18 protein-coding genes are annotated in these 22,582 nt (G+C 44.5%); 12 read left to right on the top strand and 6 right to left on the bottom strand.

Going from position 1 to position 22,582, the window contains the following annotated elements; genetic code table 11:
• Positions 1-124: 124 nt before the first annotated feature.
• The 3 genes from OQJ75_RS13290 (at position 125) to OQJ75_RS13280 (ending at position 4,354) form a co-directional block, all read left to right on the top strand.
• On the top strand, positions 125-1,813 hold the full coding sequence (locus OQJ75_RS13290) for an NAD-dependent malic enzyme (RefSeq protein WP_265973841.1): 1,689 nt from the start codon (positions 125-127) through the stop codon (positions 1,811-1,813).
• 172 nt (positions 1,814-1,985) lie between these two features.
• The gene (locus OQJ75_RS13285) at positions 1,986-2,786 is read left to right on the top strand and encodes a SanA/YdcF family protein (RefSeq protein ID WP_265973842.1); all 801 of its coding nucleotides are present in this window, start codon (positions 1,986-1,988) and stop codon (positions 2,784-2,786) included.
• Between the two features lie 197 nt (positions 2,787-2,983).
• The gene (locus OQJ75_RS13280; protein ID WP_265973843.1) at positions 2,984-4,354 is read left to right on the top strand and encodes an SLC13 family permease; all 1,371 of its coding nucleotides are present in this window, start codon (positions 2,984-2,986) and stop codon (positions 4,352-4,354) included.
• Between the two features lie 248 nt (positions 4,355-4,602).
• Here OQJ75_RS13280 and OQJ75_RS13275 read toward each other — a convergent pair whose 3' ends face one another.
• Positions 4,603-4,953, bottom strand: a complete 351-nt coding sequence (locus OQJ75_RS13275) for a GlpM family protein (RefSeq protein WP_048607138.1) — start codon at positions 4,951-4,953, stop codon at positions 4,603-4,605.
• Positions 4,954-5,081: 128 nt separating this feature from the next.
• Entirely contained in the window at positions 5,082-6,377 is a 1,296-nt protein-coding gene (locus OQJ75_RS13270; protein ID WP_265973844.1) for a GGDEF domain-containing protein, read from the bottom strand.
• Between the two features lie 302 nt (positions 6,378-6,679).
• Between OQJ75_RS13270 and OQJ75_RS13265 the strand changes: the two genes are divergently transcribed.
• Entirely contained in the window at positions 6,680-7,504 is an 825-nt protein-coding gene (locus OQJ75_RS13265; RefSeq protein WP_265973846.1) for a DUF2797 domain-containing protein, read from the top strand.
• A gap of 125 nt (positions 7,505-7,629) precedes the next feature.
• Here OQJ75_RS13265 and OQJ75_RS13260 read toward each other — a convergent pair whose 3' ends face one another.
• Entirely contained in the window at positions 7,630-8,922 is a 1,293-nt protein-coding gene (locus OQJ75_RS13260) for a sensor domain-containing diguanylate cyclase (protein ID WP_265973847.1), read from the bottom strand.
• Positions 8,923-9,226: 304 nt separating this feature from the next.
• Positions 9,227-10,111, bottom strand: coding sequence for a LysR family transcriptional regulator (locus OQJ75_RS13255; protein WP_265973848.1), 885 nt, complete (start codon positions 10,109-10,111; stop codon positions 9,227-9,229).
• 214 nt (positions 10,112-10,325) lie between these two features.
• Between OQJ75_RS13255 and OQJ75_RS13250 the strand changes: the two genes are divergently transcribed.
• The gene (locus OQJ75_RS13250; RefSeq protein ID WP_265973849.1) at positions 10,326-10,997 is read left to right on the top strand and encodes a type 1 glutamine amidotransferase domain-containing protein; all 672 of its coding nucleotides are present in this window, start codon (positions 10,326-10,328) and stop codon (positions 10,995-10,997) included.
• Positions 10,998-11,152: 155 nt separating this feature from the next.
• On the opposite strand, the gene OQJ75_RS13245 is transcribed toward OQJ75_RS13250, so the two are convergent.
• Both OQJ75_RS13245 and OQJ75_RS13240 read right to left on the bottom strand, forming a co-directional pair.
• Entirely contained in the window at positions 11,153-12,388 is a 1,236-nt protein-coding gene (locus OQJ75_RS13245) for a cysteine desulfurase-like protein (RefSeq protein WP_265973850.1), read from the bottom strand.
• On the bottom strand, positions 12,372-13,028 hold the full coding sequence (locus tag OQJ75_RS13240) for a 2OG-Fe dioxygenase family protein (RefSeq protein ID WP_186728011.1): 657 nt from the start codon (positions 13,026-13,028) through the stop codon (positions 12,372-12,374). The genes OQJ75_RS13245 and OQJ75_RS13240 overlap by 17 nt, the downstream gene beginning before the upstream one ends.
• A gap of 908 nt (positions 13,029-13,936) precedes the next feature.
• On the opposite strand from OQJ75_RS13240, the gene OQJ75_RS13235 reads away from it, so the two are divergent.
• From OQJ75_RS13235 to OQJ75_RS13205, 7 genes are all read left to right on the top strand, one after another.
• The gene (locus OQJ75_RS13235; protein ID WP_265973851.1) at positions 13,937-14,980 is read left to right on the top strand and encodes a hypothetical protein; all 1,044 of its coding nucleotides are present in this window, start codon (positions 13,937-13,939) and stop codon (positions 14,978-14,980) included.
• Between the two features lies 1 nt (position 14,981).
• Positions 14,982-15,377 carry an STAS-like domain-containing protein gene (locus tag OQJ75_RS13230; protein WP_265973853.1) on the top strand — a complete coding sequence of 132 codons (396 nt, stop codon included), beginning with the start codon at positions 14,982-14,984 and terminating at the stop codon, positions 15,375-15,377.
• Positions 15,377-15,904 carry a hypothetical protein gene (locus OQJ75_RS13225; protein ID WP_265973854.1) on the top strand — a complete coding sequence of 176 codons (528 nt, stop codon included), beginning with the start codon at positions 15,377-15,379 and terminating at the stop codon, positions 15,902-15,904. Before OQJ75_RS13230 ends, OQJ75_RS13225 begins: the two co-directional genes overlap by 1 nt.
• A gap of 319 nt (positions 15,905-16,223) precedes the next feature.
• Positions 16,224-17,183, top strand: coding sequence for a thioredoxin-disulfide reductase (gene trxB, locus OQJ75_RS13220; protein ID WP_265973855.1), 960 nt, complete (start codon positions 16,224-16,226; stop codon positions 17,181-17,183).
• 161 nt (positions 17,184-17,344) lie between these two features.
• Positions 17,345-19,129 carry a heme ABC transporter permease/ATP-binding protein CydD gene (cydD, locus tag OQJ75_RS13215; RefSeq protein ID WP_265973856.1) on the top strand — a complete coding sequence of 595 codons (1,785 nt, stop codon included), beginning with the start codon at positions 17,345-17,347 and terminating at the stop codon, positions 19,127-19,129.
• Positions 19,122-20,843: a heme ABC transporter ATP-binding protein/permease CydC gene (gene cydC, locus OQJ75_RS13210; RefSeq protein WP_265973857.1), complete on the top strand. Its 1,722-nt coding sequence runs from the start codon at positions 19,122-19,124 to the stop codon at positions 20,841-20,843. The genes cydD and cydC overlap by 8 nt, the downstream gene beginning before the upstream one ends.
• A gap of 233 nt (positions 20,844-21,076) precedes the next feature.
• Positions 21,077-22,498, top strand: coding sequence for a hypothetical protein (locus OQJ75_RS13205; RefSeq protein ID WP_265973858.1), 1,422 nt, complete (start codon positions 21,077-21,079; stop codon positions 22,496-22,498).
• Positions 22,499-22,582 lie beyond the last annotated feature (84 nt).

Below are 22,582 nucleotides of genomic sequence, written 5' to 3'. Positions count from 1 at the left end.
GATAAGTGTGGGACAGAGGTAAGAATATCATTTTGTTTGCTCAGATCGCGGAGAAACTATTTACAATTGAATAACTAAACCGTTATCATTTTTCAGTTACCCTTTCTCCCATATTAGGCATCCAATGAACAACGATAAACGCCCTCTATATATCCCTTATGCTGGTCCTGCTCTACTAAGTACACCTCTTCTAAACAAAGGCAGCGCATTCTCGGCTGAAGAGCGCAGTTCTTTCAACCTTGAAGGTTTGTTACCGGAAACAACCGAAACAATCCAAGAGCAAGTAGGACGTGCATACAAACAATATTGTAACTTCGAAAGTGATATGGATAAGCATATCTACCTTCGTAACATCCAAGACACTAATGAAACGCTTTTTTATCGTTTAGTTCAAAACCACATTTCTGAAATGATGCCTATCATTTACACGCCAACGGTTGGCGCAGCATGTGAGAACTTCTCAAATATTTACCGTCGTGGCCGTGGTCTGTTTATCTCATACCCGAACCGCGATCGTATCGATGACCTACTGAACAATGCGACAAACCACAACGTTAAAGTTATCGTGGTTACGGATGGTGAGCGTATTCTTGGTTTGGGAGACCAAGGTATCGGTGGCATGGGTATTCCAATTGGTAAGCTAGCACTGTACACAGCTTGTGGCGGTATCAGCCCAGCTTACATGCTACCAATCGTGCTCGATGTGGGTACAAACAACCCTCAACGTCTTGCAGACCCAATGTACATGGGCTGGCGTCACCCTCGTATCACAGGTGCGGATTACGATGCATTCGTTGAAGAGTTTATCCAAGCGGTTCAACGCCGTTGGCCTGATGCATTAGTTCAGTTCGAAGATTTCGCACAAAAGAACGCAATGCCACTGCTTGAGCGTTACAAAGATCGCCTCTGTTGTTTCAACGATGACATCCAAGGCACAGCAGCCGTAACGGTTGGTTCTCTACTTGCAGCATGTAAAGCAGCAAACAGCAAACTTTCAGATCAACGCATCACCTTCTTAGGTGCGGGTTCTGCAGGTTGTGGTATTGCTGAAGCTATCATTGCTCAAATGGTGTCTGAAGGTATCAGCGATGCACAAGCACGCTCTCAAGTTTACATGGTTGACCGTTGGGGTCTGCTACAGGAAGGCATGCAAAACCTGCTTGATTTCCAACAGCGTCTCGTTCAAACCAACGAAAACACCAAAGACTGGGAAAGCGACGGCACTGGTTTCTCTCTACTAGACGTCGTTCGCCACGCGAAACCAACAGTATTGGTTGGTGTATCTGGTGCTCCAGGTCTATTCAGCAAAGAAGTCATCAAAGAGATGAACCTGCACTGTGAACGCCCTATCGTGTTCCCACTGTCGAACCCAACAAGCCGTGTTGAAGCAACGCCAAACGACATCATTCGTTGGACTGATGGCCAAGCACTTGTTGCAACAGGTAGCCCATTTGAGCCAGTGGTTCACAACGGCACGACTTACCCAATCGCTCAATGTAACAACAGCTACATCTTCCCAGGTATTGGCCTTGGTGTACTGGCTGTGAACGCTTCACGCATCACTGACGAAATGCTAATGGAATCGAGCCGTGCGCTTGCAACGTGTTCTCCGCTAGCAATTAACGGTTCAGGCGCTCTACTTCCACCATTGGAAGAGATCCACACGGTATCTAAGAAGATTGCTTTTGCTGTGGGTAAGAAAGCGATTGAACAGGGTGTGGCACTGGAAATCACTGAAGAAGCACTGCAACAAGCGATCGACCAGCACTTCTGGCAGCCAGTTTACCGTCGCTACAAGCGCACGGCATTCTAATAAAGTGTGCTGTATTCTAAATAAAGAGCGTTAACTACTCTTATATGAGCCTCTGCACCTGCAGGGGCTTTTTTCTTCACACTGTCTTGTCTTTTTAACTGATTTTTATCATTTTTATTTGGTATTATCGAGCACTCAAAAATTAATGCTCAGTCAAAGGACCATACCGAGAGTGAAATTTGATTCTCACATTATCCGTAGCTACTTAAATAAAGCTTACAAAAAACTGCAAGGTTTTCTGTTTGGCGCTTTCCTCGTGTTCTTAGTAGGCAGCGCTGCGGTTATTGCGATCGATTATTGGGTTTCATGGCAAGCGGAAGATCGCATCATCTACGATATAGATGAAGTGCCCGAGCTTGAGGTCGCCGTTGTGCTTGGCACGAGCAAATATTTGGGTCGAACACTCAACGACTATTATAAGCACCGAATCGAAGCCGCGATTGAGCTGTTCGATCGTGAAAAAGTAGACCAATTTCTACTGAGCGGCGATAACGCTCATCGCTCTTACAATGAACCGTGGACGATGAAGCGCGACTTGTTAAAAGCAGGCGTCCCCGAAGAACGCATCAATCTAGATTACGCGGGTTTCAGAACCTTAGACTCAATTGTTCGCGCCAAAAAGATATTCGATACCGATAACTTCCTGATCATCACTCAAAAATTCCACTGTGAAAGAGCACTGTTTATCGCCAATTCTTACGATATTCATGCGCAGTGTTTAGCGGTTTCAGGACCGACTCATCACTCGGGAAGTTCAATACGTTTACGTGAAGTGTTTGCGCGCACCAAAGCATTCCTTGATCTGTATATCATGGGGACAACGCCAAAGTTCCTTGGACCTAAAGAGCCCATTCAACCGAGTCCAAAACCGGAATCATTTCTGATCCCAAACCCTATTACTGACCCCACTGTAAACCCTGTTGTCGACCCTACAACAAGCCCGATTGCAGCCCCTGAAGAGACCGATGTGTAGAAAACTACACATTTTGAATTTGTTGCCTCACACTTCCCCATTGTTAAGCAAAAACACACCAACACTCCTTTATTAACTTGAGTAACATTCTTCCAACAAAGTCTGACCCTACATCAAGCTATATACCTCGAAAATAATAAGCACGACTCAATGAAGTCGTGCACCAATAAAACGAGGATAAACAAAAGGAGCGTCTTATGACGGCACTTGTTACTACACTGAAACACTGGTTGTTTACCCGCAACAGCATGATATTAATTGGTAATTTCACGCTATTTGCAGTTTTGCTCAATACCCTGCCATTCGAAGCGCAAGTGAATACAGGTTTAAGTATTCTCGTGTTCGTTGCCATTCTATGGTTAACAGAAGCTATTCACGTCAGCATCACCGCTTTGCTCGTTCCCCTATTGGCTGTCTTGTTTGGTGTATTCAACACGCCCGCAGCACTGGCTAACTTCTCAAACCCAATCATCTTCTTGTTCATGGGTGGCTTCGCATTAGCAGCCGCACTGAACAAGCAAGAGCTAGATAAAGCGATTGCTGACAAAGTGCTGCTGATAGCAAAAGGCAGAATGTCGGTCGCTGTGTTTATGTTGTTCGGTGTGAGTGCGGGTTTATCTATGTGGATCTCAAACACAGCCACTACAGCAATGATGCTTCCTCTTGTTCTTGGCATCATGAACAAGGTTGACCAAAGTGAAGACCGCAACACCTACGTGTTCGTACTATTGGGTATCGCTTACTGTGCTTCAATCGGTGGCATCGCAACCTTGGTTGGTAGCCCACCAAACGCAATTGCGGCGGCAGAAGTTGGCTTAAGCTTCACAGAATGGATGGCACTTGGCCTACCTATCTCAATGATCTTACTGCCAATCGCGATGATTATTCTTTACGTGATGACTAAGCCAAAACTTGACCACAAATTCGAGCTAGACCACGCGCCTGTTGAGTGGACGAACAGCAAAAAAATCACGCTATCTATCTTCTTACTAACGGTTACGCTTTGGATATTCGGTAAGCCAATCAACGCAATGATCGGCGGCTTCTCTAAGTTCGACAGCTTGGTAGCGATTGGTGCGATGGTACTACTAGGCGCTTCTAGAGCAGTTGAGTGGAAAGATGTTGAGAAGACGACAGACTGGGGTGTATTGATCCTGTTCGGTGGCGGTATCTGTCTAAGTAACATTCTTAAAGCAACAGGCACCAGCGTTTTCCTAGCACACTCATTAAGCGGTTTTTTAGAAACAGCTGGCGTACTGCTTACGATTCTAGCCGTGGTAGCCTTCGTGGTATTCCTAACAGAGTTTGCGAGTAACACAGCGAGTGCGGCATTGCTTGTCCCTGTATTTGCGACTATTGCAGAAGCGCTGGGTATGTCTCCAGTTATCTTGTCTGCACTGATTGCGGTTGCTGCATCTTGTGCCTTCATGCTGCCAGTCGCGACACCACCTAACGCAATCGTGTTTGGATCAGGCCACATTAAGCAGAAAGAGATGATGCGAATCGGTATGGTGTTAAACCTAGTTTGTATCCTAGTTCTGACTCTGTTCGCTTGGATCTTCTGGTAAGCACTAACGTCCTATAAGCGCATACTTGTAGGAATGCTCCCCTAAACTGGTTGAACTTCCCCCGGTTCAACCAATACAAAAATGCCCGCTCAGTTTGAAACTATCAGTCAACTGAACGGGTACATAAAAACAAGAAACGCTTTTCCCTTTTGGTGGCCCCGCGCCACCTTTTTTGTTTTTGGCTATTGGCTATTGGCTATTGGCTATTGGCTAAAGCAAACAACTCATAACTATTCAGAACAACAGCGTTAAATTGCGCTTGGCACCAAACGCGTCCAACCTAGCAGTAGCATCGAAGCACACAACACCCACACTAAGGTTGCCAACGAGAGTGTCGATACCAAGTTATAGCGATAACTGAACACATACACTGCGCCAAGATAAGCGGCGTATGGCACAAGTGAAAACAGGCCAAACAACGCTGTGGTACGCAACTCGACCATGGTTTGTTCCGTTCCGACAATGTAGTGAGCAATCAGAGCAAAGGTCGGAAACAGCGGCACTAAACCAGAGATATAAAAGCTCTTACTTTTCGACAACAGAGCAATTAATAAAACCGCCGCTGCACCTAGCAAACATTTAAAGAACAGTGAAATCATTTCAATACGTTATCCAAACATACTAACCAACAAAAGGTTCTAGAGGGTAAACTCATATAGCGCCCATAAAAATGCCACACGTCACATATGCACGTGTGGCTTATTAAGTAATCAAAACAATTTTCAGATTAGTGACTCAAGATCACCTGATTTCTACCTGAATGCTTCGCTAGATATAAAGCTTCATCAGCGCGAGCAATGGTCTCTGTCACTCGTTCTTGCTTCATCTCGGCAACACCAATACTGCATGTCAGTGGATCGCCATGAACCCAAAGGTGTTGGCTGACTAAAAGTCGAATTTTCTCGGCCTTCCTTTGTGCTTCGCCAAGATCAGTCTCAGGGCAAAAAACAATAAATTCCTCGCCGCCCCAACGAACCAACTTGTCGGTAGCGCTGATCGAACTGCCCACCACCATGCTGAACTCACGTAAAATATGGTCACCCATTTGGTGTCCGTACTTGTCATTCACGCTCTTGAAATAGTCGATATCGAGATACAACATACCCAGCTTGCCATGTCCTTGCGTCACATGTTGTGACTGCATTTTCAACCAATCACGAATCGCGTGTCGGTTGAGTATTCCTGTTAACTCATCACGATGGGCCATCTCTGAAAATTCAAAGTTTTGTTCTCTCAGTGCCCGATTAACGTTCTTCAAGTGATGATGTCTTTTCTCTGCAATCACCATGCGCTTTCTTGACCGATGCAACTCTGAAAGCAGGAACACAGTGCCCGTACCGACCCAAACAAACAGCAAAATCATAAACAGACTTTCACCCGTGATATACGTGCCTTCGAATTCAATACTTCGTATGACGATTCTGTGGTGACCGAGTTTCGCCCCAGACGCAGTAGCAAACTCGACCATATTCACATTCGAAAACTCAGGGGCCGAATGCTCTAACGCAATATCGTTATCAGCCAACCACCATGTCATCACTTGTAGGTTTTTGATCGGAATCTCAATCACACCACCATCGATTCCTGGAGAAAACTCCATTCCGTTGTACTTATGTGTGTACTCGTTATCAGGAACCGAATAAGCAGGGTTGTAGTTACGTAGGTAGGTTCTCAAACGACCGCTAGAGTCAGCCTCTGCATGGTAATCAATGTTCACTCTAAAGGTGTGATATTGGGAAAGATCAAGACCTTCGGTAATGTCAGGGTTGATTCGAATCGATAAGCCGCAATAAGGCCACGGATACTCGGATTCTTTAAGTTCACACTCGAGAATGTACTGCCCATTTTCATAGAAAAACTGGGATGTACTGATTCCCCTATCAACTTGATCGCTGGTTGCGATAAATTCATATTTATCAGGGGTAATTGCCGTTATCACACGATTTCCGCTCACACGGTAATACTGCACAATGGCAAGTGTTGCGATAACGAGAAAGATAACAATCTTATGGATCCACTTCACGTCTAAGCTTCCGGCTTAAGGTCCCTATCGTTGGGATTTCATGATAAAAAATAAACTGAATTGATTAGTGATATTGATGCCAATAATCCACTAAAAAGCGTTATATCACGCCTGAACAAAATGTCATACCATAGTTTAAACTGGGTGTTTACCATCAATTATCCATCGCAATAATCGAGCAATATTGCGTATAAAAGTAGACTCTATTTGTTATACTCATCGCAAATCATCGTTAACCGTATCGCCTGTTCACAAGGCGAGCGAGTGGACGAAATAATAATCAAAATACAACGAGTAATGTCATGTCTTTATTAGCAAAAGGAACACTCAAGAAGATGAGTGCTTCCCTTGATGGTGCGGTTACTTACCGTTTACCTGTAGGTGAAGAGTTTGTAGAGCTAAACCCTCTGATTGGTAAAACCATCAACCTTACCCATACTGGCAATATTTTTTGTTGTTCGTGTGGTAAGAAAACCAAGAAAAGCTACTCTCAAGGCCACTGCTTTGTGTGCATGAAAAAGCTAGCAAGCTGCGACATGTGCATCATGAAACCAGAGACGTGCCACTACGATGAAGGCACTTGTCGTGAGCCTCAATGGGGCGAAGAGAACTGCATGGTTGATCATTTCGTTTACCTATCGAACACATCAAGCCTAAAGGTGGGTATCACTCGTCACACTCAAATCCCTACCCGTTGGATTGACCAAGGCGCGACTCAAGGTTTGCCTATCTTGAAGGTAAAAACACGTCAGATTTCTGGCCTGATCGAAGTTGAGTTAGCGAAGCACATTGCTGACAAAACCAACTGGCGCACGCTGCTAAAAGGCGACGGCGACGATATGGAGTTGGTAGAAAAAGCCAAAGAGCTGCTACCACTGGTTGAGGATAAGATCCAAGAGATCAGAGCCAAGTTTGGTGATGATGCTATCGAGATTCTGAGCGAAAACATCACTTCACTGAGCTACCCAGTTGAGCAGCACCCAGTGAAGATAGTATCGCACAACTTTGATAAGAACCCTGAAGTGACAGGCGTACTTCAAGGCATTAAAGGCCAATACCTTATCCTAGATACTGGTGTGATTAACATCCGTAAATTTGGTTCTTACGAAATGGAAGTGTCTGCATAACTTGTAGAACTTGAGCGCTTCTAATTGTTAGCGCTCTTCCGCTGGTAGCCAAAACGAAAAATGCCCTGAAGCTCATGACTTCAGGGCATTTTTAATTAGAAAGCAGTGTTACTTACTAGCAAGATCTAAAGCGCGACCACATCGCCACACACGCGATTCTTGCCAGCCGCTTTTGCACGATAAAGGGATTGGTCGGTGACGTTCACTAGTGCATCGATAGAAACCGTTCCTTCACAAGCTCGGCTATCACTCACACCGATACTCACACTCACATTGAAGCGAACGTGCTCATCAATCTTAAATTCGGTTTGATTAAACTGCTCTCGGATCTGGTCAGACACTTGACGTGAAACCTGAGGCGACGCATTTGGGATAAATACAATGAACTCTTCACCGCCCCATCGACCCGCAACACCGCCCACAGCCTCAACATTACGCTTGGTAATATCAGCCAATGCGCAAATCACCTCGTCACCCACCATGTGCCCGTAGGTATCATTGATCGATTTAAAGTCATCGATATCAAGCAACATACACACTAAGTGAGTCTCAGAGACAAGGTGATCTCTCAGCCACTCATAAATCGCCCTGCGGTTAAGCAAATCGGTCATTTCATCGAAATTCGCTTGGTGAACCAATTGCCTTTCCAGCATCACCTTTTGAGTCACGTCTTCGAGCACAACCTGAACCGCAGGCTGGCCTTTCCAAGTGATCGCATTATCGTAGATATTGAAGAAGCGATGCACGCCGTCTAAACCGATGTTCTCTACCACATTGCTCATGCCTGAAGGCTCACCCGAAATCACCGATTGATAGCGTTGATAGATGCTTTCGACATTTTGCTTAGGCACCAAATCAAGGATAGAGTCTAGCTTCAAGGCTTGCTCAATCGACTCTCCACCCTGAAGTCTCACCCAAGATTGATTGACCATTAATGGCTTAAAATCTCGATGAACCAAGATGCCCTGACCGGATTGCATGATCATATCGTGGTACATCTTGTCTTGCTCGCGCACTACGTTTTGTAGCTGAATCGCAGGAGAAAGATCGATGACCGTTACTTGCAGTGCTGGCCTACCTTGCCATTCAGTGACATGGTCGATAGAGAACACAGTGAACTCTCGGTCATGGCGATCAACATTGGTGTAAGTATGCACCTGCGGGTCGCGTTGACCACTGACGGTTTCAAGGTAATTTTGGTAGGCGAGAACATGAAACTCTTCTGGTATGAGATCCAGAAAGCTATCTATATTGGAAAGTAGTTCTTCGGGTGATTGGTATCCATAAATACGAGCATAATTAGCGTCAACACTAACCACATTCATATCTTGAATAGTTATTACACCGTACGTGGATTCGAAATTTATTGAAGACATTGCCAACTCCGCATTATAGCTATACTTCACGAACTGGAGCATAACAACACATCCTGCCAACGCTTCCACACAATCTATCACGCGCTAGGGACATTAATATGCCATCTAGTATATCGTACTGTTGCGGCCTTCTCTACAACTCAATCGCTAACACGAGTTAGTAAAAGTAGACAAGCATCTCAATCCCATTATTCGCGTCAAAAAACAGAAATAGATAACCTATACCAATGTAACCATTATCTTTTTCTATTTTTGGCTTTGAACTGATGAAAGAATCCGCTCCCAACCACTTCAAACCCTGTTCACTATTCTTTTAAACCTGCGCGCTATTCTTTGAACCTACGAGCTATTCATTCCAATCAGAGAAATAAGAGACTAAGAAGTCGATAGCCAACCGTGCTCTCTGTGGAAGAAAACGACGGTTCTGATAAACAATCCAACTGCTTGTGCCCGCTCCCCAATACTCTTCTAACACAGGGACGAGTTTTCCATTACTAAGACTGCCATTGAAGCTGCTTTTAGGAAGATAAACGATACCAAGCCCCTCTTCGCAAGCTTTCAGTACCACGCTTGAATTGTTGCTTCTCCAACGGCCATGAACTCTGACTGCAGTTAGCGGATTTCCATCTTTCTCGAATAACCATTGGTCACTGTTGGCGATAATACAGCTGTGCAGCTTGAGTTGATCTGGATTCGCTGGCGTACCAAACTCAGCAATGTAATCTTTGCTTGCCGCCGCGGCCATCGGGCGATCAACCAGCTTTCTTGCCACCAGCCCTGAATCGTCTAATCGACCGTAGCGAATCGCGAAGTCGATACCATCCTCGATGAAGTTCACCATCTTGGTGTTGAAGTTCATTTCGATAGTCAGATCAGGGTGATCTTTAGCAAATTCCATCAGCGCTGCGGCAACATGGTTCTCTGCAAATGCACCCGCCGCACTGACACGTAAAGTACCGCTAAGCTGAGTTTGTTGAGACGTAACTTGTTCATTTGCTTGTTGCAGCCCAATCACTAAGTCTTTGCACTGTTGGTAGTAAGTGTGGCCTGACTCAGTCAGGCTAACCATACGAGTTGAACGCGCAAGCAGAGCCACTCCCACTCTCTCTTCCAACCTTGAAACCTGCCGACTCACATGGCTGGTACTGCAACCTAACTGCTTGGCGGCCGCTGAAAAGCCGTGGCATTCGGCGACCGCAACAAATTCATTAATCCCTTCAAAGCTATCCATACTTAATCTACTCGTATTCTATCTTTGCTATATGGCAACAATGTTTTGCCTGTTTAGCATATTATCACCTAATCGGTTTGGAACTAGTATTAGATACAACAAGACGGCGATAGCTAAGTAACAGCGCGATACCTAGCGCCTAACGAAAAGCATCAGCGCTTAACGAAAAGCGTCAGCACCTAAATAAAAAAACAGCAGCTCAAAGGGATGAATCATGAAAAAAATACTAATTCCAGTAACTAACCACGCAACGCTTGGCGATACAGACCAAGCGAACGGTACTTACGCTCCAGAACTTACCCACGCTCTTAAAGAGATCATGGCTGCTGGGTTCGAATACGACATAGCTTCTATCAATGGTGGCAAAGCGCCACTCTACGGAACGGATATTGAGGGAGATGTGGTTAATGCTGATATCTTGGCGGATGATGATTTCCAAAACCGCATTAACAACACGATTCCAGTAAGCCAAATCAATGCAGAAAGCTACGACGCTATCTTCTACCCAGGTGGATTCGGTTTGCTTTCGGACTTAGCAGCCAACGAGCAGTTCGCTAGCATCGCCGCAAAGCATTATGAAGATGGTGGGATTGTCGCGGCAGTATGTCACGGCCCAGCAGCCCTACTTCCTATCGTACTGAGCAACGGCGAGAAGCTACTAAGTTCTAAATCGGTGACGGGCTTTACACGTGAAGAAGAGATCGACTTTGGCACCATCAACGACATTCCATTCCTACTGGAAGAGTCGCTTGCTCGTGGCGCAGCATGTTTCAACAAGGTTCAACCTTGGCAAGAGCTTGTGATTGTTGATGAGCGAGTGATTACAGGCCAGAACCCAACCAGCGCACACGCAGTGGGTGTCGCCATTGTTGAGCAGCTTTCTTAGTCGAATCGCTGTCTTGATTAGGTCACAGGCGCTAACTCAATAAGCGCGGTGAAACGAAAAAGAGCATACTTCCTACTCAATATTAATGAGAGAAGTATGCTCTTTTCTAATTCTGTCGCGATTAAGTGCTAGTGACTTCTTGCTAGTTACTTCTGCTAATGGCTTCGTAAGATCCCTTCAAGCACATTGAACAGCAAGTCGATCTCTTCAATCGAGTTGTAATGCATACAACCAATACGCACCACGCCCTGCTCTTCGATACCCAACTGCTTCACCAAACCTAGCGCGTAGAAGTGTCCGTTCCACACACAGATATTATGCTCACCCAGCTTCTTAGCGATGAACTCTGGCAAGTGGTTATCAAAGGTGATAGCAAAGGTTGGCGTTCTCAGGTTCGAATCAAACTCCGTTTTACCATAAAGTTTTACCCCTTCCAGATCGCCCAAGCGTTTTAGGAAATACTCACTCAGCTGGCTTTCATGCTTGTTATAAAGCGCGTAGCTTTGCTCTAAACGAGAACGCAGTGAATCTGTTGGCTCACCAAACTGTGCTAAGTAATCCACCGCTGCAATCACACCTGCAAGGCCTTCGAAGCTTTGTGTTCCAGTTTCAAAACGGCCTGGGCCAATGTTAGTTGCAGGCTCTACCTTGTATGGCTTTAACGTATGCAACCATTGAGGTGCAATGTAAGCAATACCCACATGCGGGCCAAAGAACTTATAAGCTGAACACGCTAAGAAATCACAATTCAGTTGTTGAACATCGATCAAGTGATGAGGAGCATAATGCACAGCATCAACATAAACCTGCGCACCGTGCTGATGTGCAAGCTCAATAACTTTCGCCATATCAACAATCGAGCCAGTGGTATTCGAAGCAAACGTCACAGCAACAAGCTTGGTCTTCTCATTTAGCAGAGACTCAAAGTGCGCCATGTCTAGGCTGCAGTCCGACTCGTCGACACGAACTTGGCGAACAATCGCACCTTTGTCGTCTGCTGCTTGCTGCCAGCTCGATACATTTGAGTAATGGTCTAACGCAGTGACGATAACTTCATCGCCCTCCTTCCAATCGCGGCTGATCGCGCGGCTAAGTTGGAAGGTCAGCGAGGTCATGTTCGCACCGAACACAACGTTGCCAGAAGACTCAGCATTGAGTAGCGCTTGTGCCGCTTCTCTCGCTTGCTGCATTAAGCTTGTAGTCTTTTGGCTAGAAAAGTAATGACCGCCTAGGTTTGAATTAAAGTGCCCGAGGTATTCCGTCATGGATGCTAAAACATTTTCAGGAACCTGAGAGCCACCCGGCCCATCAAAAAAGGTCACCGGCTTGCCGTTATGGTACTGGCCTAGCGCGCTAAACTGCTGGCGCACATCATTAAGAGTGAAGGACATTGCGCGCATCCTTAGCCGTTAGAACAAACACATCCATATAGCCCATCTCATCGTGGTCTATGGTACGAATCGGCTGTGCGTTGTGCCAAAGCTTGCTGTCGGCCAGCATTGCGACTTCACCATCTTCAAGCACTTTTCTAAAGAATGGCGCTTCATGTGAATCTTGGTACAGCATGATCTCGCCACCTACAATGTTATGACGGTTAACACCAATTAAAGCGATGTGGTCGAAGCCGTCTTGGTGAACACCTTCTGGCGCAACCTGTGTCTCTTCAAAAATGGCAGCGATACGGATTTGGTGGATTTCGATTTCTTGTCCGTCTTCAAGCCCATTGGTTTCAATGAACAACTCACACATCTCTTGCATGCCTTCGCTGCTTAAGATTGGTGCTTCAATTGGCTCGAATTGACGAACAACGTCACCTTGAAAGTGATTAATGTCTTCAGACTGAACAAAGTTATGTTTGTCTAGCTCTACGACTTGTCCATTACTGAATTGAACCACCGAGTACCTTCTCAATCGAAACTGACCATCCGCATGCTCTGTGCTTGGAAGCTTAGAGAATGACGGTGACAACTCCTCAATTGCGTGGTTACTGAGGTGGGTAATATGTAGGGTATTTTCGTGAGCATGTAACATCATCGACTCCTTAATGATTGTTAATTAACTTTCGATATTTAACGTTTTGTTTACACAAAGGATACTTGAAGATCTTGCCAAATCAACATTAAACAATCATTTATCCCGTCAGATTTAATAATTCAGACGCTAAGTCTAACCTGAAATTAAAAAGCAGTGTATAACACCAGAATAAAAGATGACCAACTCTTAAAACTAGCACACTCCACTAGCTAGTTATAAATCCCTACAAATTCAAATTTAACGACATTATTAACTAGCAATTGATGTTTCATATTGTGTCAGCCCTTTCGCTTCAATACACCAGCCTTCTTATATGAGTTCAGGCATCACACTCGTCATCATTCATTTCTATGCTTTTGCACAGCGAAATACGACCTACCTATCAATTGCCAAGCTATTGATTATTTACACAACAAACTGAAATTGGTTAATTTATGAGTACGCCAGAATCCACACGCCTTTGCTTGCGCGTCTGGAACAGGTCGAGTTCGGGGGGAACTCGGCCGCCCCAAATAAAACCACACAGATTTTAAGTTAGCAATTTCCTTCGGAATATCTCTGAACAGCCATTTACCTTGAAGAATTGCAGTGGTTTGGAGCCGTTAATCAACGATCTCAACATAAAGTACATTTGGAAAAGATAAGCATCACTTTGCAATGCTCGTATTAGTATCTTTAGGATAGGGTGAGAAGGATAGACAAACAGAACTATGTCGTTTGGATAGATACCGTTATTTGAATGTATGCTGAACTCACAAAACCTAACTAAGCTTCTGATTTAAAATCAAGATTCTAAGTAGTACAATGTTAACCATTAAACACTTAGATACACTTCCTTGGTTAAAACTAAAAACAAACTTTAACCGCAATCTCGCGAATCCATTTCTCATGAGAGAACTAGTCGTATGGCAAAACCTGCAAAAAAAAGAACTAAAAAATATAAACAACAAAAACCCCGTCAACCGATGCTTTTGCCTTTACCGGTGCCAACAATCACAGCACCAAAGTACATAGATTATCTAAACACTCGATTTGATCTTGCTAACCAGCAATTCCTAGAAGCAATTGAAAACGCTTTAAAAACTCATGACAAGATCATAATTTCATTCAGAAATACTAAAATTTTACTAGCAACAGCAGCCCTAGTTATCTACTCGATATTAGATACACATGGTAAAGGTAAAACCATCAGTATTATTCTATCTAGTACCTCTGATTCAGTTAATTCCTGCATAAAAAATTGTGGTGGCTTTCAATCACCGGAAAAGAGAATGGATACTTTAAACAATAAAACTGGAATTCCTGTTATTTTAGGGAACAACGCTGAGGTGATTGCGCTACAAAAAAAAATAATCGATACCGTAGTTGAGCTTTACTTGGACAAAGAAGCTCCAAACTTTACTGATCGCAGGTTTGAAATAGGAATTGCTATACAAGAAACACTTGATAATGTAGGGAGACATGCGTACCCAGAAATGAACCATGAAGATCGTTTATGGTGGTTTTGCTGTGATATGATTGAAGATAAGCTATTCATAGCAATCTATGACGCAGGGAGAGGAATTCCAAACGCAATATTACAAAGTGACGTCGACTATGCGAAGCTAATCGAAATGTATTACGAGGATGTCGATAGTGCAAAAACACAACTAAAAGACCTTCCAGCTCCTACAGTCACTGCTCATTTGAGAGAAACGATTGCAGATGAAGCTCTAATACGTGCGGCTATGTCTAGTGAGCTATCGACGACCAAAAAAGATAAGCATGGAAAAGGAAGTAGTCGAATTAAAGCGCTGATAAAAAATGAAAAAGAGAGCTTTCTTCTAATTTTCAGTTGCAAAGGTCTTTATCAATATTCACTATTTAAAGAAGATGGTGACGATGAGCCTGAGATTACATTTGCTTTACAAAGCCATCTAAATGGCACTTTGATTCAATGGAGCTTATAAAATGAAAAAAACTATCAATATCATAAGAGATTTCAGCGATATTCCTTATGGTAGATATCGCTTCGATGCTCCAGGCTGTGAATTTACTGCCGGGGAAGTGTTTAGAGAACAATTCATCCTCCCAGCTATACTTGATAAAGACATAGAAGAGCTGACTATCGATTTCAGCGATGAAAGCTTATATGGGCGTTCGTTCCTAAGTGAAGCTATAGGCGGTTTGATAAGAAAAGCCTATATCACCAAAGAACACCTACCTAAAAAAATAAAGTTCATATATCCAGAAGATACAACTCAGGTAAAGACACTCGTTGAGTTATCAATATCCGAATCGAAGTATGCATCAGAGCCACCTGGCTATGAACCTGATCCAACGAGAGATGGCACGACAGAACTATAATGTTTAAAGACCCAAATACAGTAGCTCTAGTAACGCTCATCGCGACTGTTGCCGGTTTAGCAATAGCCGTTTTTACTCACCAAAGAAGCCTCAATAGAAGTGAACTTTCTAAAATCAGAGATAGCTTAGTCAACAGACTTGAAGTTTTGAGCAATTTAAGAGAATTGAAAAACAGGAGACTACTTGTAAGCGAAAGGGAACTAATTCTTGGTATGCACATTAAGGTTATCGAGTTAGAAATTTCAAAATATTTAGTCCTTGCTCAAAAATCTAACGTAACGGAGCTTAAAGAACCATTGCAAGAACTGATGATTTTTGATGTAGAAACTATAATAAGTAACTCTCCATTGTTTCGAAAACGCTGCTATAAATTACTAAGCAGTATCGACAAAGCATATTTTCACGAGATTCAACCTAGTTACCCTAAGCTAGATGATGCACAAACATATTACACTGGTATTGGTTACACTTTCCTAGCCAGCACTACATTAGCGATGCTCTACCTAATTACATCGCTAATTTTTTAAACGGCCTCGGCCTCCTCAGGGAGGCTTTTTCATTTATGGCTAACGTCTAACCCTGACAACATTCAAACAAGTCACCTTCTTCAAAGCTAACTATCAATCGACAGACAACCGTTTCCTTACCCATTTTCCTCAATGAATCTGACTTCCTAAAGAGAGCAAGCCCACTGCTCTTCCAGCCACGAAAACGTTTGTCTCGATTAAGTTCTAAACTATAACGATTAATTACACTTCAGCCCTTGTTTACACTTTTATTGCCTCCATATTTTCCATACAATCCTAAGCGATTATAAATAAAAACAATTTCAATTTCGGAGTCCTCATGAGCGACGTAAAGCACTGTAATTTATTGATTCTTGGTTCTGGCCCTGCTGGCTATACAGCTGCAGTTTACGCTGCTCGTGCAAACCTAAACCCAGTACTTGTTACCGGTATGCAGCAAGGTGGTCAGCTTACAACCACGACAGAAGTAGAAAACTGGCCGGGTGATGCGGAAGGTTTAACGGGTCCAGCTCTAATGGATCGCATGAAAGAGCACGCAGAGCGCTTTGAAACAGAGATCCTGTTCGACCACATTAACGAAGTCGACCTTTCAAACCGCCCTTTCCGTCTTAAAGGCGATTCTGGCGAGTACACTTGTGATGCGTTGATCATCTCAACGGGCGCATCAGCTAAGTACTTAGGTTTAGATTCTGAAGAAGCATTCAAAGGCCGCGGCGTTTCTGCTTGTGCAACGTGTGATGGTTTCTTCTACCGCAACCAGAAAGTAGCGGTTGTGGGTGGCGGTAACACGGCTGTTGAAGAAGCACTTTACCTATCTAACATCGCGTCTGAAGTTCACCTAGTTCACCGTCGTGACTCGTTCCGCGCTGAAAAGATTCTTGTGAAGCGTTTAATGGACAAAGTAGAGAACGGCAACATTATTCTTCACACTGACCGCACGCTAGACGAAGTTCTAGGCGACGATATGGGCGTAACGGGCGTTCGTATTAAAGATACTCAGTCTGATAAAACAGAAGACATCGAAGTAATGGGCGCATTCATTGCTATCGGTCACCAACCGAACACGGAAATCTTCAAAGGCCAAGTGGACATGAAAGATGACTACATCATCGTTCAATCTGGTCTAGAAGGTAACGCAACACAAACCAGCATCCCTGGCGTATTCGCTGCGGGTGATGTAATGGACCACAACTACCGCCAAGCAATCACTTCTGCTGGCACAGGTTGTATGGCTGCACTGGATGCTGAACGCTTCCTAGATGGCCTTAACGATAAGTAAATCTGAGATTGCAGATTTGATTATCGGTGCTCTCGCCTCAGTAGATGCAGGGCGTCATCACATTTTGTTGTAAATCCCTAAAGCCCAGTGGTATATCCACTGGGCTTTCTTTTGTATACTAGCCGCCCTCAACAAATAATAATTATCATTAAGCCTTCATAATGGATAAGAAAAAACAACGCAGCTTGAACAAGTGGCTTAAGCAACAGAGTAAGTTAGCGAAACGCTGGCTTATGATTGCGATTAGCCTTGGCGTACTTTCAAGCGTGTTTTTAATTGCTCAAGCAGCTCTTCTCGCCTCTATTCTTCACCAGCTGATCATCGAGAATGTCGATAAATCTGAACTGGTTGGTCATTTTGCTGGCTTGGCACTTTCGGTCGTTGGCCGTGCGGGCTGTACATGGGGGCGTGAAATCGCAGGTTATCGCTGTGGTGAACAGATCCGTGTTTATATTAGGCAGCTCATTCTCGATAAGTTACGCGAACTTGGTCCTGCTTACATCAAAGGTAAGCCTGCAGGTACGTGGGCAACCTTGTTGCTAGAACAAGTTGAAGACATGCAAGACTTCTTCTCTCGTTACTTACCTCAGATGTCTTTGTCGGTAATGATTCCGTTCATTATTTTAGTCGTGGTGTTCCCAGTAAACTGGGCGGCTGGCCTTATCTTCTTGCTGACTGCGCCACTGGTGCCGATGTTCATGGCATTGGTTGGCATGAAAGCGGCTGATGCAAACCGTAAAAACTTCAAAGCGCTTCAGCGTCTTTCAGGTCACTTTTACGACCGTTTGCAATCCATGACAACGATTCGTCTTTTCGACCGTACTAGCGCTGAAACTGAAGTATTGAAAGGTGCATCAGAGGTGTTCAGAACGCGCACTATGGATGTATTGAAGATCGCTTTCTTGTCTTCTGCTGTGCTTGAGTTCTTCACGTCTATCTCTATCGCGATGACAGCGGTTTACTTTGGTTTCACTTACATCGGCGAGCTTAACTTCGGTCACTACGGCGTTGGCATTACGCTATTTGCTGGTTTGTTTATCCTTATCTTGGCTCCTGAGTTTTACCAGCCTCTACGTGACTTAGGTACTTTCTACCACGCGAAGCAGCAAGCGGTGGGCGCTGCCGAGAGTATTGTCGAGTTCCTAGAAACCGACATCACTAAGGTTAAATCAGGTGACACTCAACTGGACCCAGCTCAAGGCATCAATATTGAGGCTCAAGATCTTAAAGTGTTGAGCCCTGAAGGTGTTCAACTAGTTGGCCCTATTTCGTTCGCACTGAATACTCGCCAATCAACTGCATTAGTTGGCCCAAGCGGTGCGGGTAAAACAAGTTTGATCAACGCCATCCTTGGTTTCATGCCTTATGAAGGAAGCTTGAAAATCAATGGCGTTGAACTGCGTGACCTCGACTTAGCCTCTTGGCGTAAAACGATTAGTTGGGTTGGTCAAAACCCATTGTTGTTGCATGGCAGCATTCGTGACAACGTCACTCTAGGTAAGCATGATATCGCTGACCAAGTTGTCGAGAATGCACTTGAGCAATCATTTGCGAGCGAGTTCGTTAACGAACACGGCTTAGATTATATGATTTCTGATCGCTCTGGCGGCCTGTCTGTTGGTCAATCTCAACGCTTGGCACTAGCTCGCGCAATGATTCAAGATGGCCAATTCTGGTTGTTAGATGAACCAACTGCCAGCCTAGATACTCGTAGCGAACAGTTAGTAATGAAAGGCATTAACAGGAACATCGAAAGTCGCACAGCCCTGCTTGTGACGCACCAACTTGCCCCTCTTAAATCAGTCGATAATATTCTGGTGATGCGCGATGGTGGTCTGGTTGAACAAGGTCATTACTCTCAGCTTTCGACTGCGGGTGGTTTATTCGAAGAGATGCTTAACGCGAACTTAGCTCAACAAGACAATAAGGGTAATTTAGATGCGTGATTTACTGCCTTACCTGAAACTCTATAAAAAGCATTGGTTTGGCCTATCGCTAGGCATGCTATTGGCTTTTGCTACTCTGTCGGCTTCTATCGGCTTGTTAACGCTATCGGGTTGGTTCATTTCAGCTTCTGCGGTTGCTGGCCTTACGATTGCACGTGAAACCTTCAACTACATGCTACCGGGTGGTGGTGTGCGTGGTTTGGCAATGAGCCGAACAGCGGGTCGTTGGGGTGAACGTGTTGTCAGCCACAATGCAACATTCAAACTGTTAACAGATCTGCGTATCTTCTTCTTCAAGAAGCTGGCTCCGCTGATCCCAGGTCGTATCTCAAACCTTCGTGATGCTGATCTTCTCAACCGTTTGGTTGCTGATGTCGACGCCATGGATCACGTGTACTTACGCTTAGTAAGCCCAGTGACGGTGGGTGTGTTCGGGATCTTTTTCCTGACTCTGTTCTTGATGTGGTTCGATAGCTCACTAGGTTTAATCTTAGGTTCTATCCTTCTTATCATGCTGTTGTTTTGGCCAATCTTGTTCTACAAATTGGGAAAACGTAACGGTGGTGAACTGACACAGAACAAAGCGGATCTTCGTGTAACGACGCTAGATTGGATTGAAGGCTACAGCGAACTGACTCTGTTCGGTGCTGAAGAGCGTTACCGCCATGCAATTCTAGAAACGCAACACAAGCTGATGGCGAATCAGTTTGTAAACGCTAACCTAACCGGTATGGCTTCAGCAGCGCTAATGCTGTTCAACGGTTTGACGCTGGTTCTTATGCTTTGGCTTGCGGCTGACGGCGTGGGTGGTAATGCACCAGACCCGTTCATCGCGCTAATGGCATTCGCAACCATGGCAAGCTTCGAGCTATTAATGCCAATCGCAGGCGCGTTCCAGCATTTAGGTCAAACTCTGTCTTCTGCGCGTCGCTTGAACGAAGTGATTCTGTCAGAACCTGAAGTTCAGTTCGCTGAAGAGAAACTCGACATCAACAAGCCGCTTGATATTACGTTCTCAAACGTGACATTTAACTACCCTGATTCTGAGCGCAATGTTCTGAATGCTGTCGACCTAACAATTCCGGCTACCAACAAGGTGGCGATTGTGGGTCAAACGGGTTCTGGTAAATCGACTCTGATTCAGCTTCTGACTCGCTACTGGGATCCGAAGAAGGGTTACATCTCAATCGCGGGCATTGAACTGACTCAGTGGAACGAATCACAGCTTCGTGAATCTATCAGTGTGGTGAGCCAGCGTGTCGACATCTTAAACGGCACTCTGCGTGACAACTTGTTGATTGCAAAACCAGACGCTAATGATGATCACCTAGCGAACATCCTTAAAGACGTTGGCCTAGAAAAGCTGCTTGAGAATACTGCACTTGATAGCTGGTTAGGTGACGGTGGTCGTCAACTGTCTGGTGGTGAGAAGCGCCGTATTGGTATCGCGCGTGCAATCCTTCATGATGCCCCTATCCTGCTTCTTGATGAGCCAACAGAAGGCTTAGATAAGCAAACAGAGCAAAGCATCATGACGCTGTTCGAGAAGCACTTTGAAGGCAAGACGGTTATCTTCATTACGCACCGTTTGATTGGTCTGGAATCGATGGATTCTATCGTTCTGATTGAACAAGGCGAGATTGTTGAAAACGGCTCTCATGAGAAGCTACTAAACGCAGAAGGACGTTACTTCCAACTTCGTCAGGCAGTCTAGCGCCTTTATAGCTTCTATTTAAAAACCATTCAAAGCCCGAGTTCATGCTTGGGCTTTTTGTTGCCTGTGATTCTAGTGGCGAACAACCATCAACCAATAACCAATAGCTCTAGCAAATAACATGACATTCATTTGTAAGCACCATCAATACACAACTTACAAAAGCTTACCAAGAGCAAATGCCATTTCTTGTAACATGCAGGCTTTATAGCTTGTAGATAACTTGGTCCCCTATGGTATACAAACTCACAATTCCAACTCTAATTCTAATTCTAATTCTGACTACGATGCTCACTGCGTGCGGCGGAAGCAGCGACAGCAATAACACGAGCGCATCAAAGAATGTCATCGATGCATCAAGCGCCAAATCCGTTGTTAGCTTAGGAAGTAATTACTCACTGCAATTCAGTGTTAAATCGATTGCAACGGGTACAGACAAGAACGTGAACATTGATATTACCCAGTACGGTAATACACAAAAAGCGAGCGGCAGTTTCGCGCAAGTTCACGGCATTCCTGAGCGCAATTACAAGACTCAAAGTGATGCAGATATCACCTTCTCTGTGACGGCAACAAACTCAGCAGGTAAGACGTTCGACGTTGAAAACTTCAGTATTTACTACGAAAACTTTAACTCAACGAGCACTCTTGAAAAGCTTGCAATTGCCGAAGTTGAAAACAATATAAACAACGTTGTTCGATGGAAACAGGCCGATACTGTCACTATCAACAAGCAATTCATTACTGATAGCACAGGCGTCAAATTTAATATCGATCAAATGAGACCGATGAACCTCTATGTTCGTGTGGGCAACACTTTGAGTAACGGTATTCAATTTGTTCCATCCTTTGCTCAAAGTGCGTCAGAGACATTTGCGCGAGTACCAACGAGCGATTGCTCTGTTACCACGAATACGACAGGTGATTTGCTCGCTAATGGCATCAAGCAACGCACATGCGTAGAAGCACACGGTTATAAGATTCCACTGTTGATTGAAGACCAGTCAAAGAATAACGGTGCAGCAAAAGTCGCTCACGTTAAGAACATCATGCAGTACTACCTAGATAGCTTCCCGGCAGAAGTGACCAAGGCTATTTACGACAGTAAAGCGACCATGGGGTTCTTTTACGATGAAGATTGGTCTGACAGAGATGGAGGTGACTTCTTAGATGAGAATTACCGCTTCCAAGATCTGTTCGCGACTGAAACTACAGACACGACAAAAGGTGAGAACAAACCGGACTTAGCGACTCAGAGAGACGCTGCCTTTGAAGAGATCATCCACTTTGTACACGATTACGGTGTGATGAACCTAGCGGTACAATCGTCTTCTTCGAAATGGGCAGAGATGCAGAAAGAGTTAGATGAACTCAATGAAAAAGCGATTCTTGCTGGTTCTTACTTTCCAAACGGAAAAGACTCAACGATTGTCGAAGCGGATCTAGACGCAGAGTCATACGATCAAGAATACCTAGCTTACTCTCTGTATGCCTACTACGACGTGAACTACAAAGGCTACAGAGCTCAAGAGCTAAGTTCTTCGACATTCACAGAGCTGCAAGCTAACGACCCAGAGATGGTGAAGTTTATGGAAAAATACTTCCCTACTCGCGCTAATCTTAAAGCTAAGTTCCCAGGCTATCCAAACAACTAGTTCGGCAGCTTAAGCTCCAACGAGCAGACACAAAAATGTATGGTCCGCCCCGTTATTGCAACTACAATTGAGTAATAACGGAGT

Source organism: Vibrio sp. 14G-20, from assembly GCF_026241515.1.
In the GTDB taxonomy this organism is placed as follows: Bacteria; Pseudomonadota; Gammaproteobacteria; order Enterobacterales; family Vibrionaceae; genus Vibrio.
The sequence above is the reverse complement of the archived record's forward strand: the minus strand, read 5'-3'. Positions and strand labels throughout refer to the sequence as shown.

Excerpts from the sequence above, each read along its gene's own strand:
- OQJ75_RS13290 (WP_265973841.1), top strand. The coding sequence starts at position 125 with ATGAACAACGATAAACGCCCTCTATATATCCCTTATGCTGGTCCTGCT.
- OQJ75_RS13280 (WP_265973843.1), top strand. The coding sequence starts at position 2,984 with ATGACGGCACTTGTTACTACACTGAAACACTGGTTGTTTACCCGCAAC.
- OQJ75_RS13275 (WP_048607138.1), bottom strand. The coding sequence starts at position 4,953 with ATGATTTCACTGTTCTTTAAATGTTTGCTAGGTGCAGCGGCGGTTTTA.
- OQJ75_RS13265 (WP_265973846.1), top strand. The coding sequence starts at position 6,680 with ATGTCTTTATTAGCAAAAGGAACACTCAAGAAGATGAGTGCTTCCCTT.
- OQJ75_RS13260 (WP_265973847.1), bottom strand. The coding sequence starts at position 8,922 with ATGCTCCAGTTCGTGAAGTATAGCTATAATGCGGAGTTGGCAATGTCT.
- OQJ75_RS13255 (WP_265973848.1), bottom strand. The coding sequence starts at position 10,111 with ATGGATAGCTTTGAAGGGATTAATGAATTTGTTGCGGTCGCCGAATGC.
- OQJ75_RS13250 (WP_265973849.1), top strand. The coding sequence starts at position 10,326 with ATGAAAAAAATACTAATTCCAGTAACTAACCACGCAACGCTTGGCGAT.
- OQJ75_RS13245 (WP_265973850.1), bottom strand. The coding sequence starts at position 12,388 with ATGTCCTTCACTCTTAATGATGTGCGCCAGCAGTTTAGCGCGCTAGGC.
- OQJ75_RS13240 (WP_186728011.1), bottom strand. The coding sequence starts at position 13,028 with ATGTTACATGCTCACGAAAATACCCTACATATTACCCACCTCAGTAAC.
- OQJ75_RS13235 (WP_265973851.1), top strand. The coding sequence starts at position 13,937 with ATGGCAAAACCTGCAAAAAAAAGAACTAAAAAATATAAACAACAAAAA.
- OQJ75_RS13230 (WP_265973853.1), top strand. The coding sequence starts at position 14,982 with ATGAAAAAAACTATCAATATCATAAGAGATTTCAGCGATATTCCTTAT.
- OQJ75_RS13225 (WP_265973854.1), top strand. The coding sequence starts at position 15,377 with ATGTTTAAAGACCCAAATACAGTAGCTCTAGTAACGCTCATCGCGACT.
- trxB (WP_265973855.1), top strand. The coding sequence starts at position 16,224 with ATGAGCGACGTAAAGCACTGTAATTTATTGATTCTTGGTTCTGGCCCT.
- cydD (WP_265973856.1), top strand. The coding sequence starts at position 17,345 with ATGGATAAGAAAAAACAACGCAGCTTGAACAAGTGGCTTAAGCAACAG.
- cydC (WP_265973857.1), top strand. The coding sequence starts at position 19,122 with ATGCGTGATTTACTGCCTTACCTGAAACTCTATAAAAAGCATTGGTTT.
- OQJ75_RS13205 (WP_265973858.1), top strand. The coding sequence starts at position 21,077 with ATGGTATACAAACTCACAATTCCAACTCTAATTCTAATTCTAATTCTG.